The 11,810-nt window shown below is 63.8% G+C and carries 14 protein-coding genes; 9 read left to right on the forward strand and 5 right to left on the reverse strand.

The genetic code is table 11. The annotated features are described in order from the left end of the window. Positions 1-40: 40 nt before the first annotated feature. The 5 genes from EWH12_RS04790 (at position 41) to ruvC (ending at position 2,429) form a co-directional block, all read left to right on the forward strand. Positions 41-283: a DUF2312 domain-containing protein gene (locus EWH12_RS04790; protein WP_006956223.1), complete on the forward strand. Its 243-nt coding sequence runs from the start codon at positions 41-43 to the stop codon at positions 281-283. A 26-nt stretch (positions 284-309) separates the two neighbouring features. Continuing rightward, positions 310-636: a heavy metal-binding domain-containing protein gene (locus EWH12_RS04795; protein ID WP_207212358.1), complete on the forward strand. Its 327-nt coding sequence runs from the start codon at positions 310-312 to the stop codon at positions 634-636. A gap of 110 nt (positions 637-746) precedes the next feature. Next, a complete protein-coding gene (locus tag EWH12_RS04800) occupies positions 747-1,490 on the forward strand; it encodes a YebC/PmpR family DNA-binding transcriptional regulator (RefSeq protein ID WP_066604461.1) in 744 nt (247 codons plus the stop codon). 49 nt (positions 1,491-1,539) lie between these two features. After that, complete coding sequence (locus EWH12_RS04805) at positions 1,540-1,941, forward strand: endonuclease domain-containing protein (protein WP_129925886.1); 402 nt, start codon at positions 1,540-1,542, stop codon at positions 1,939-1,941. Beyond that, on the forward strand, positions 1,938-2,429 hold the full coding sequence (gene ruvC / locus EWH12_RS04810) for a crossover junction endodeoxyribonuclease RuvC (RefSeq protein WP_066604456.1): 492 nt from the start codon (positions 1,938-1,940) through the stop codon (positions 2,427-2,429). The genes EWH12_RS04805 and ruvC overlap by 4 nt, the downstream gene beginning before the upstream one ends. Before the next feature lie 20 nt (positions 2,430-2,449). Here ruvC and EWH12_RS04815 read toward each other — a convergent pair whose 3' ends face one another. The 3 genes from EWH12_RS04815 to EWH12_RS04825 form a co-directional block, all read right to left on the reverse strand. Continuing rightward, a complete protein-coding gene (locus EWH12_RS04815) occupies positions 2,450-3,166 on the reverse strand; it encodes a dienelactone hydrolase family protein (protein ID WP_129925887.1) in 717 nt (238 codons plus the stop codon). Between the two features lie 21 nt (positions 3,167-3,187). Then, a complete protein-coding gene (locus tag EWH12_RS04820; protein ID WP_129925888.1) occupies positions 3,188-4,183 on the reverse strand; it encodes a 50S ribosomal protein L11 methyltransferase in 996 nt (331 codons plus the stop codon). 103 nt (positions 4,184-4,286) lie between these two features. Further along, positions 4,287-5,621, reverse strand: coding sequence for a methyl-accepting chemotaxis protein (locus EWH12_RS04825; protein ID WP_066604446.1), 1,335 nt, complete (start codon positions 5,619-5,621; stop codon positions 4,287-4,289). 210 nt (positions 5,622-5,831) lie between these two features. Between EWH12_RS04825 and sdhC the strand changes: the two genes are divergently transcribed. The 3 genes from sdhC to sdhA are packed head-to-tail and all read left to right on the forward strand — an operon-like array spanning position 5,832 to position 8,418. Next, on the forward strand, positions 5,832-6,227 hold the full coding sequence (gene sdhC / locus EWH12_RS04830) for a succinate dehydrogenase, cytochrome b556 subunit (protein ID WP_066604444.1): 396 nt from the start codon (positions 5,832-5,834) through the stop codon (positions 6,225-6,227). Continuing rightward, the gene (gene sdhD, locus EWH12_RS04835; protein ID WP_066604441.1) at positions 6,227-6,619 is read left to right on the forward strand and encodes a succinate dehydrogenase, hydrophobic membrane anchor protein; all 393 of its coding nucleotides are present in this window, start codon (positions 6,227-6,229) and stop codon (positions 6,617-6,619) included. Before sdhC ends, sdhD begins: the two co-directional genes overlap by 1 nt. Continuing rightward, entirely contained in the window at positions 6,616-8,418 is a 1,803-nt protein-coding gene (sdhA, locus tag EWH12_RS04840) for a succinate dehydrogenase flavoprotein subunit (protein WP_066604435.1), read from the forward strand. The genes sdhD and sdhA overlap by 4 nt, the downstream gene beginning before the upstream one ends. A 320-nt stretch (positions 8,419-8,738) precedes the next feature. On the opposite strand, the gene EWH12_RS04845 is transcribed toward sdhA, so the two are convergent. Continuing rightward, a complete protein-coding gene (locus EWH12_RS04845) occupies positions 8,739-9,197 on the reverse strand; it encodes a vgr related protein (RefSeq protein WP_066604434.1) in 459 nt (152 codons plus the stop codon). Next, the gene (locus EWH12_RS04850) at positions 9,194-9,670 is read right to left on the reverse strand and encodes a copper chaperone PCu(A)C (protein WP_129925889.1); all 477 of its coding nucleotides are present in this window, start codon (positions 9,668-9,670) and stop codon (positions 9,194-9,196) included. Before EWH12_RS04850 ends, EWH12_RS04845 begins: the two co-directional genes overlap by 4 nt. Before the next feature lie 174 nt (positions 9,671-9,844). Between EWH12_RS04850 and dnaK the strand changes: the two genes are divergently transcribed. After that, positions 9,845-11,746 (forward strand): molecular chaperone DnaK, encoded by a 1,902-nt coding sequence (gene dnaK / locus EWH12_RS04855; RefSeq protein WP_066604431.1) that lies wholly within the window; start codon positions 9,845-9,847, stop codon positions 11,744-11,746. Positions 11,747-11,810: the final 64 nt, after the last annotated feature.

Genomic DNA, 11,810 nt, shown 5'->3' on the forward strand with positions numbered 1-11,810 from the left:
CGCCCTCCAACCGATTCACATCTACCGGAGATACTCCCCCATGACAGAACCCAATGTCGCCGCCGACCAACTCCGCCTTCTGATCGAGCGCATCGAGCGCCTGGAAGAGGAAAAGAAGGGCATCGGCGACGATATCAAGGACGTCTATCTGGAAGCCAAGGCGACCGGTTACGATCCCAAGATCATGCGCCAGATCGTCCGTCTGCGTAAGATGCAGCCGCATGACCGGCAGGAGATGGAAGCGATCCTCCAGACCTATCTGTCCGCGCTGGGCATGGAATAAGTTTTTATCATCAAGGAGAAGCGCCCATGTCCGAGATCATCGTCAGCACCACCAGCCGTCTGGAAGGGCGGCCGGCGAAGGACTATCTCGGCATCGTCACCGACGAGGTGATCGTGGGCGCGAACCTGTTTCGCGACCTGTTCGCCAGCGTCCGCGATATCGTGGGTGGGCGATCGGGCGCTTATGAGGATGTGCTGCAACGCGCCCGCGATCAGGCGCTGGGCGAAATGCGCACGCGCGCGGCGACGCTGGGCGCCAATGCCGTGGTCGGCGTCGATCTGGACTATGAAGTCATCGGCTCCAACGGGTCGATGCTGATGGTGTCGGCATCGGGCACCGCGATCCTCTACTGATCCCTCGCCCATCCGGCAGAGACTGAAGGATGCGCTGGCGGTTGCCCTTTGGGCGGCCGCTGGTGTAAGGGCGCCCATCACAGTCAACCGGCAGATAAGAATTCAGGACCATGGCAGGCCATTCCAAATTCAAGAACATCATGCATCGCAAGGGCGCGCAGGACAAGAAGCGCTCGTCGATGTTCTCCAAGCTCAGCCGCGAAATCACCGTCGCGGCCAAGATGGGCATGCCCGACCCGGACATGAACCCGCGCCTGCGCCTGGCGGTCAACGCCGCCAAGGCCCAGTCGATGCCCAAGGACAATATCCAGCGCGCCATTGACAAGGCGAACGCGGCGGGCGGCGAGAATTACGAGGAAGTGCGCTACGAGGGCTATGGCCCGGCCGGTATCGCCATCATCGTCGAAGCGCTGACCGACAATCGCAACCGCACCGCGACCAATGTCCGCACGGCCTTTTCCAAGAATGGCGGTAATCTGGGCGCGTCGGGCGCGGTCAGCCATGGCTTCGACCGTGTCGGCCTCATCAGCTACCCGGCAAGCGCGGGGGACGCCGACGCGATTTTCGAAGCGGCGCTTGAAGCGGGCGCGGAGGATGTGTCGTCCAACGAGGACGAGCATGAAATCTGGACCGCCATGGACGCCCTTCACGAGGTCGCCAAGGCGCTGGAAGCCAAGCTGGGCGCGGCCGACAGCGCCAAGCTCGCCTGGAAGCCGCAGATCACCGTCGATGTCGATGAGGCCAATGCGGCCACGCTGATGAAGCTGGTCGACACGCTGGAGGATGACGACGACGTCCAGACCGTCTGGGGCAATTATGAAGTGTCCGACGACGTGATGGAGAAGCTGGGCTAAGATGCTCGTACATAGCCCCTCCCCTTGAGGGGAGGGGTTGGGGTGGGGAATGGCGCAAGACCCGCGATTGCTGAAAAATGCAGCGCATATGCGCCATGACGCCACACCCTTTGAGGTGATCCTCTGGCGTCACCTGTCCCGGTCTCAGCTTGGCTATAAATTCCGCCGTCAGCATGTGATCGGCAATCGGATTGTCGATTTCTTCTGCCCTGCCAGAGCCTTCGCGATCGAAGTCGATGGTGACACGCATGATGTGGACGAAATGGCTGTCAGAGACGCCGAACTGACCGGTATGGGCGTTGCTGTTTTGCACGTCTCGGATCGGGATGTTGCCGAGAATGTCGAAGGCGTTCTGGTGCAGATCATGACGCAGCTTGAAACGCTGCCGGATCGCTGGCCCCACCCCAACCCCTCCCCTGAAGGGGAGTGGCTAAGTTCAGAGAGTTTATGATCCTGCTTGGCCTGGACCCCGGCCTTGGCACCACCGGCTGGGGCCTGATCGCCGCGGATGGCAATCGGCTGACCCATATCGGCAATGGCCAGATCAAGACCGACAGCAGCATGGCGCTGTCCACGCGACTGCTGGCGCTCGACCTGGCGCTGACCGACCTGATCCTCGAACATCGGCCCGATGGCGCGGCGGTCGAGGAAGTGTTCGTCAATGTGAACCCGCAATCGACGCTGAAGCTGGGGCAGGCGCGGGGCGTAATTCTGCTCAATGCCGCGCGATCGGGCATGGAGGTCGGCGAATATGCCGCGCGCCTCGTCAAGAAATCAGTGGTTGGCGTCGGCAATGCGTCGAAGGAGCAGGTCCATGCGATGGTGTCGCGCCTGCTGCCCGGCGCGAAGATCGTGGGGCCGGACGCATCCGATGCGCTGGCGGTGGCGATCACCCACGCCCATCATCTCGCCAGCGCCCGGCGCATTCCGACCCGTTAAGACAGTCCTGTTTTCGGCTTTTATCCGAACAGGTCGCCCAGGAAATCCGTCATCGCGCGGAAGCTGCGCCGGTCGGCGCTTGGGCTATAGGCCAGCCCCTTTTCCGGCATATTGACGCCCTCGTCGGTGAAGGCGTGGCCGGTGCCGCCATAGGCGTGAATCTGCCAGTCGCAGCCTGCGTCGGTCAGTTCGCGGGCCAGACCCGCGGTCGCCTCTGGCGGCGCGATCGGGTCGTCCCAGCCGTGGCAGACCAGCAATTTGGCGGTGATCGGCGCGTTGGGGAAGGGCACCGGGTCATAGACCCCATGGAAGCTGACGCCGCCGCTAATGTCCGCGCCGGAGCGAGCAAGATCGAGCACGCATTTGCCGCCAAAGCAGAAGCCGATCGCCGCCGTCCTCTCTGCATCGACGTCCGCCAGCCCCTTGAGCACATCATGCGCGCCGTTCACCCGGTCGCGCAGCAAGGCGCGGTCGGCGTTCAGCGGCGCCATGTAGCGCCCGGCATCGGGGTCGGCACGGGTGGTGCGCTTGCCCTGGCCAAAGACGTCGGCGACCAGTACGGCGTAACCGAGCGCCGCGACCTTCTCGGCATAGGCGAAGTCGGCCTCCTTCGTGCCCAGTATGTTGGGGAAGAGCAGGATGCCGGGACGCGGGCCGACGGCTTCGTCTGCGACGGCGACATGCTCGAAGGGGTCGCCGGCCATGTCCTGAACGATGACGGTGCGGGTGATGCTCATGGACGATACCTCCGTTAAAGGTCAGATGCTGCCGAAGCCGGGGGCTTCGCCGCGCGCGGCGGCATTGATGCGACGGGGCCGCTTCCAGCCGATACTGGGCCGCTTGCGCAGGCGCAGCGTAGGCCATTCGCCCCGGTCGCTGCGTTCGGCGAGCCGCATCCCTTGCGTGCGATAGGCCGCGATTACCGCGTCCGCCTGTTCGTTCAGCAGGCCCGCCAGGACGATCGTGCCGCCATCCTCGACGAGGGCGCACAGCGTTGGCGCCAGTTCGATCAGCGGCCCGGCCAGGATATTGGCGATCAGCAGGTCATAGGGCGCCCGGCCGATCAGCGCGGGATGGTTGCCGCCCGCCGCCGTCACTAGCGCCAGCCGACCCGGTCCGTCGCCCAGCGTCACGCCATTGGCGCGCGCATTGTCGGCGCTGATCTCCACCGCGACGGCGTCGATGTCCGACGCGATCGCATGGGCGCGGGGCCACAGGTTGAGCGCCGCGAAGGCGAGCAGGCCGGTGCCAGTGCCGATATCGGCGACATGGGCAAAACGCATCCCCACCCGGCGCATCCGGTCGAGCATGGCGAGGCAGCCCGCGGTCGTTTCATGCTGTCCGGTGCCGAAGGCGCGACCTGCCTCGATCAGCAGATTGATATGGTCGGGCAGTTCGGGATCGGTGGCGATGTTGCGGACATGGAAGCGGCCGGCGGTCACCGGTTCCAGCCCCTGCTGGCTCAGCGTCACCCAATCCTCGTCAGGCAGCGCCTCTACAATGGGCTTGGCGCGGCTGGCGCTGGGCACCAGCGTCTTGAGCAGCTTGATCGCTGCCACGCTGGGCTTGCCCTCGAAATAGGCGTCTAGGCGCCAGGCATCCTCGTCATCGGGCGTCGCCTCGCTGGTCATCAGCACCGGCGGCTGCTCCATCATGGTGAAGGCGGCGATGTCCCCGTCCAGCGCCTCCGCTTCGGCGCGGGTGCAGGGCAGGGTGACTTTCCAGCTTTGGACTGGCTTGGCGACATCGTTCATCCCGCCGCCTTTAGACCAGCGGGCGGGGCAGGGGAAGACGGGCTACAGGGTGGCACAAGCCATCCGTTCGTTTCGAACGGAGATAGGCGCTTGAGAGAGCCGCTCAGGCCACCTGGCGGCCGAAATCGGACGAGGCATGGCGCAGGCTGGCGAGCTTGCCCTCGACGCTGACGAAGCCGCGTTCCAACTGGTCGATTTCCGACGCCACGACTTCGGTGTCCTGGCGGATCGCCGAAATGGTGGTCGACATCGAATCGGCGGCCAGCGCGGTTTCATCGACTGCGGCGGTGATCATAGTGACGGTCTGCGCCTGCGCATCCATGGCGTGGCGGATGCGTTCGGCGCTGGCTTGCACCTCGCCCACCGTATCGCGGATACGCTCGTTGGTTTCGACCGACTGGCGGGTCGACGCCTGGATGTCGGCGATCTTGCCAGCGATCTCGTCGGTGGCGCGGGCGGTCTGGTTGGCCAGGCTTTTCACTTCCTGCGCGACGACGGCGAAGCCGCGCCCGGCGTCCCCGGCGCGGGCGGCCTCGATCGTGGCGTTCAGGGCGAGCAGGTTGGTTTGCCCTGCAATGTCGCGGATCAGGCCCAGGATCGATTCGATCGACTTGGCATGGTCGGACAGGGTGGAGGACATGGACACCGCGTCACCTGACTGGGCGGATGCGCGCTGGGCGACCTCGGCCGCGCTCTCGACTTCGGTGCGGGCGTCCTCGATCGCGCGGATCAGGCCGGCCGACGTGCGGGCGGCCTCGCGCATGGCCAGCGCCGATTGTTCGGCGGCGGCGGCGACTTCGGACGCCTTGCCCAACATGCCCCGCGTGGCGGCGGAGGCGTCCTTGGCCTGTTCGCGCAGCGATTCGCCCAGTTTGGACGCGCCGTCGATCTCGCCCACGATGCGCTGTTCGAACAGGGTGCCGTAACGCTGGCGCTCGGCGCGCTGCGCTTCGGCCTGGTCGGTGGCCAGCACATTGCTCATGAAACCCGAATCGATCATCGCGATCTGCAACATCATGCGCAGCAGTCGGCGGCAACGCGGCCCGTCATCATGGCAGCGTTCCCAGATGATGTCGGTGATGCGCTCGTTGGCGGCGGCGACGGCGCTCAGAACCGCGCGCACTGACACGTCGTGCTTGCGGGCGTGGCGCACGCAATCGGAAGCCGACCGCGCCCAGCGCCCTTCGGCGAAATGCATCAGCTTTTCGCGGACATAGGTGTCGGCTTCGCGCTCGATTCGCGCGATGACGGCGCTGCCCAGCCGGTCCTGAAGCCCCGTTTCACGCATATAACTGGTGAAGAAGGCGGCGCCGACGCTGCCCAGATCGTCGCCGATCAATTCGCCCACTTCGCGCGCGGCGCGGGCGATGTCGCCGGTGGGATCGACCTCCGCCAGAAAATCCGATGTGGCGGCGGCGGAAGGAAGATTGGACGGCATGAAGGACGGTCCCTGCTGATGACGTGATCGGTGCGTGTTCGTCCTTTTAGCGCGCGTTGGTTAATCACTTCTTATGCCTGACCATATGCCCGGCTGGCCGACATGGCCAAAGGGGTAGCGGCAATCTCCCGCTTTCCGCTTCTTGCCCTCTTGGCGTATCGCACCTAAGGGGGGCGGACTCAGGGACACGTATCAGGGACTAGGGTAGACATGGCGCGATCCAACAGCCGGCCGCTCTCGCCGCATTTGACGATCTGGAAATGGGGACCGGCCATGGCCGTCTCCATCATGCACCGCGTAACGGGCAATGGCTTGGCTACCGCCGGCGCACTCGGCCTCATCTGGTGGCTGATGGCCGCCGCTACCGGGCCGGAGGCTTATGCGACCTTCGTGAAGTGCGCCACTTCGCCGATCGGCTATCTGGTGATGATCGGCCTTAGCTGGTTCTTCTTCCAGCATCTCTTCTCTGGCCTGCGGCACTTCGTGCTCGACATGGGCGCGGGTTACGAACTGAAGAACAACAAGTTGTGGTCGATCGCGACCTTCATCGCATCGCTGCTCGTGACCGGCCTCGTCTGGCTCACCATCTTCGGAAAGGCGCTCTGATGGGCAACGGTACTGGTATCGGTCGCGTCCGCGGCCTGGGCTCGGCCCGTCACGGCGCGCATCATTGGCTGGCTCAGCGCTACACCGCCGTCGGCAACCTGCTGCTGACGCTGTGGCTGCTGTTCAGCCTGCTCAGCCTGCCCGGCCTGGATTATGAAAGCGTCGTCGGCTGGATCGCCAACCCGGTGGTCGCGGTGCCGTTGATGCTGATGGTCGTCAGCATTTTCATGCACCTGCGCCTGGGGATGCAGGTGATGCTGGAGGATTATGTCCATGACAAGGGTCTGGCCTTCTTCTCCATGCTCGTCCTGAATTTCTATGCCTTTGGCGGCGCGGCCGCGGGCGTCTTCGCGATCGCCAAGATCGCCTTCATTGGGGTCGTCAAGCCATGACCGAAGCCTATAAGATCATCGACCACACCTACGACACGGTTGTCGTGGGCGCGGGCGGCTCCGGCCTGCGCGCGACCATGGGCAGCGCCGAGGCGGGCCTCAAGACCGCCTGCATCACCAAGCTGTTCCCGACACGCAGCCACACCGTCGCGGCGCAGGGCGGCATCGCCGCGTCGCTGGGCAATAACAGTCCCGACCACTGGACCTGGCACATGTACGACACCGTCAAGGGGTCCGACTGGCTGGGCGACCAGGACGCGATCGAATATATGGTGCGCGAAGCGCCGGCGGCCGTGATCGAACTGGAACATGCCGGCGTGCCGTTCAGCCGCAACGAGGACGGGACCATCTACCAGCGGCCCTTCGGCGGCCATATGCAGAATATGGGCGCCGGCCCGCCGGTGCAGCGCACCTGCGCCGCTGCCGACCGCACCGGCCACGCCATGCTGCACGCGCTCTATCAGCAGTCGCTGAAATATGACGCGGACTTTTACATCGAATATTTCGCCATCGACCTCATCATGGAAAATGGCGAATGTCGCGGCGTCATCGCCATCTGCATGGAGGATGGCTCAATCCATCGCTTCCGCAGCCATGCGGTCGTGCTGGCGACGGGCGGCTATGGCCGCGCCTATTTTTCCGCCACCTCGGCGCATAGCTGCACCGGCGACGGCGGCGGCATGGTGCTGCGCGCGGGCCTGCCGCTTCAGGATCTGGAGTTCGTGCAGTTCCACCCGACCGGCATCTACGGCGCGGGCGTGCTCATCACCGAAGGCGCGCGCGGCGAGGGTGGCTACCTCACCAACTCCGAAGGCGAGCGTTTCATGGAACGCTATGCCCCCTCGGCCAAGGATCTGGCGTCGCGCGACGTCGTGTCCCGCTCGATGGCGATGGAAATGCGCGAAGGGCGCGGCGTGGGCGAGCATAAGGATCATATCTTCCTGCACCTCGACCATATCGATCCCAAGGTGCTGGCCGAACGCCTGCCGGGCATCACCGAAAGCGGCAAGATTTTCGCGGGCGTCGACCTGACCCGCCAGCCGCTGCCCGTGACGCCGACCGTCCATTATAATATGGGCGGCATCCCCTGCAATTATCATGGTCAGGTCGTGACCAAGGTGGGCGACGATCCCGAAGTGATCGTGAAAGGCCTGTTCGCGGTCGGCGAAGCGGCCTGCGTGTCGGTCCATGGCGCCAACCGCCTTGGCTCCAACAGCCTCATCGACCTAGTCGTGTTCGGCCGTGCTACGGGCTTGTTCCTCAAGGACAATCTCAAGCCCAACGCGCCGCACAAGGCGCTGCCGGCCGATGCCGCGGACCTGGCGCTCTCGCGTCTCGACCATTATCGAAACGCCAAGGGCAGCACGCCGACGGCGGACATCCGCCTGGACATGCAGCGCACCATGCAGAAGCACGCCGCCGTGTTCCGCGACAGCGCGCTTCTGTCCGAAGGCGTTATCCAGATGCAGGCCGTCAACAAGCGGTTGCAGGACGTCAAGGTTTCGGATCGCTCGCTGATCTGGAACACCGACCTCATCGAGACGCTGGAGCTGGACAATCTGATGTGCCAGGCGATCTGCACGATGGAAGGCGCCGAAGCGCGCAAGGAATCGCGCGGCGCTCACGCGCATGAGGATTTCCCCAACCGCGACGACGAAAACTGGATGAAGCACACCATCAGCTGGTTCGAAGGCTGGGGCGGTTCGGGCGGCAAGGTGACGCTCGATTATCGCCCGGTCCACGACTATACGATGACCGACGAAGCGGAATATGTGAAGCCCAAGGCGCGCGTATATTAAAGGCCGCGATCTGGTGTGAATGCGGAATAGGGCGGGCCGGAAGGTCCGCCCTTTCTGTATCGCATCAGGCATCAGAACTTTGCGGCAGCATCCATCCGCTGATGGAATACGCACACAATGTCCACGCTATCATGGCCATGCGGATGATCCGACCCATCATCGGGCATGTCTTTTAGCCGCCAAAAAGACGTCGGAAACGAAATCTTCCGTAACGGCCTTCGCTGACCTTGCGCGCGGCAAATTCGCGGAAGCGATCGCCCGGCGCGATGGAGGTGGTCTTGCTGCTCATGACGCGATGCTACCAAATATTGGTAACCGTCTTAACCAAAGGGCAGCAGCCCCTCATAAACCTCTAGCCCCGGTTTCCCCACCACCGCGACACCCCGCCGCAACAGAAAGGCGTGCCGCACGATCTCCGCCTGCTGCTCTATGCCATAGCGGTCGAACGGTCGTCCCGGCACCACATCATAACCATAGCGGCAGAAGGGATGCCGCATCAGCGGCAGCCACCACTTTCCCGAACGCTGCGCCTGCCAAACATGGGTCATTTCGTGGATGAAATGCCCCTGCAAATGCAGCGGCCCGTCGCAAAAATCCGCGCAGAACAACCCGCCGTCAGGATGAAACCACAGGTCGCCATCCGGCGCCATCGTCACCCCTTTGGGCTGGAGCGGCCACCATTTGCGCTCATGCGCTCGCACCCGACTATAATCGATCGCCCCGCCGAACATGCCGCGCGCCAGCGCAACCTCCTGCGTTGTCAGCGCGCGGCTGGTCAATGGCCCTCGTGCCCCTCCGACTTGGCGGCGGCGGTCGCACCCGCCGCTTCGGGCTTGCGGATCACCGCGTCCACCAGCAGCCGGTCGCCATTGCCCATCAGGAAGGTGAGCTGCATCTTGCCCCGGCTGATCGCCGTATCGTTGACGCCCCACAGCATCAGATGTTTAGCCCCAGGCGCGAAGGCGACCGTTGCCTTGGGCGGCACGTCGACCTTGTCGACCGCCTGCATCGTCATCATCCCGTCCTTGTCGATACTCTCATGCATTTCGACCTTGAGCGCATAGTCGGTCAGCACGCCGCGCAGCTGCGTGCCCGCGTCGCCGCCATGGATAACGAAATAGCCGGCCGAGGGCGTGTCCTTATTGGGCGACAGCCGCACCCAGGCCTGGTCGATATAGCTGGGGGCAGGATCGCCGCAGGCGCTGAGCAGCATCGGTGCGGCAAGGGCGAAGAGGATAAGGGGCGCGCGCATTGGATGCTCCATGACTGTCTCGTTTCCGGTCGCCCGCATAGGTAATCGTCACAACTTCTTGTGCCAAGCGAAAGCGCGCCTATATCCCACCTGCAAACCGGCCTTGCCTTGGCGCTTATGTGAGGTATTGGGCCGTCAACCGCTGAATAGAATTTGGGGTTCAAAGAGGACACAATGGCAAAAGTAATCGGTATCGACCTTGGCACCACCAACAGCTGCATCGCCGTCATGGACGGCGGCAAGCCCAAGGTCATCGAAAATGCAGAAGGTGCGCGCACCACGCCCTCGATCGTCGCCTTCGCCAAGGATGGCGAGCGCCTGATCGGTCAGCCGGCCAAGCGCCAGGCTGTCACCAATGGCGACAACACGATTTTCGCGGTGAAGCGCCTGATCGGCCGCCGCTTCGACGATCCCATGACCAAGAAGGACATGGAACTCGTCCCCTATGACATCGCCAAGGGTCCGAATGGCGACGCCTGGGTCAAGGCCGGTGGCGAGGATTACAGCCCGTCGCAGATCAGCGCGTTCATCCTGCAGAAGATGAAGGAAACCGCCGAATCCTATCTGGGCGAAACGGTCACGCAGGCGGTCATCACCGTTCCCGCCTATTTCAACGACGCCCAGCGTCAGGCGACCAAGGACGCCGGCCAGATTGCGGGCCTCGAAGTCCTGCGCATCATTAATGAGCCGACCGCGGCCGCCCTTGCATACGGGCTGGACAAGCAGGACGGCAAGACGATCGCGGTCTATGACCTTGGCGGCGGCACGTTCGACATCTCGATCCTGGAGATCGGCGACGGCGTGTTCGAAGTGAAGTCGACCAATGGCGACACCTTCCTTGGCGGCGAGGATTTCGACGCCAAGGTCGTGCAGTTCCTGGCCGACGACTTCAAGAAGACCGAGAGCATCGATCTGACAAAGGACAAGCTGGCCCTCCAGCGTCTGAAGGAAGCCGCGGAAAAGGCGAAGATCGAACTATCGTCGGCCCAGTCGACCGAAGTCAACCTGCCTTTCATCACCGCCGACCAAAATGGTCCCAAGCATCTGGTCAAGACGATCACCCGCGCCGATCTGGAGCGTATGGTCGCCGACCTCATCAAGCGGACCATGGAACCGTGCAAGAAGGCGATGGCCGACGCGGGCGTTTCGGCGAGCGAGATCAGCGAAGTGGTGCTGGTGGGCGGCATGACCCGGATGCCCAAGGTGCGCGAAGCCGTGAAGGAGTTCTTCGGCAAGGAACCGCATACCGGCGTGAACCCCGACGAAGTCGTCGCCATGGGCGCGGCGATCCAGGCGGGCGTGTTGCAGGGCGACGTCAAGGACGTGCTGCTGCTCGATGTGACGCCGCTGTCGCTGGGCATCGAGACGCTCGGTGGCGTGTTCACCCGTATGATCGACCGCAACACGACGATCCCCGCCAAAAAGTCGCAGGTCTATTCGACCGCCGACGACAATCAGCAGGCGGTGACGATCCGCGTGTTCCAGGGTGAGCGGGAAATGGCGGCGGACAACAAGATCCTGGGCCAGTTCGACCTGCTCGGCATCCCGCCGGCGCCGCGGGGCGTGCCGCAGATCGAAGTCACGTTCGACATCGACGCCAACGGCCTGGTCAATGTGTCGGCCAAGGACAAGGGCACCGGCAAGGAACAGCAGATCCGCATCCAGGCGTCGGGTGGCCTCAGCGATTCCGACATCGACCAGATGGTCAAGGATGCCGAGCGTTTCGCCGAGGACGACAAGAAGCGTCGCGAGGCGGCCGAGGCGAAGAACAACGCCGAGAGCCTGGTCCACACGACCGAAGCGCAGCTGGCCGAACATGGCGACAAGGTCGACGCCAGCCTGAAGGGCGAGATCGAAACCGCGATCGCCGACACCAAGGCGGCGATCGAGGGCGGCGAGCCCGAAGCGATGAAAGCCAAGGCGCAGGAACTCGCGACCGTCGCGATGAAGCTGGGCCAGGCGATCTACGAGAAGGAGCAGGCTTCGGCCGCTGCTCCGGGTGCGGATGCGCCTAAGGCTGACGATGATGTCGTTGACGCCGAATTCTCGGAAGTCGACGAAAACAACAAGGCATAATCTATGCCCATCGCCCGTCATGCCGGTACGAACCGGGGTGACGGGCGAAGCGGGCGGGAGCCTC

Source organism: Sphingobium cupriresistens (assembly GCF_004152865.1).
GTDB lineage: Bacteria > Pseudomonadota > Alphaproteobacteria > Sphingomonadales > Sphingomonadaceae > Sphingobium > Sphingobium cupriresistens.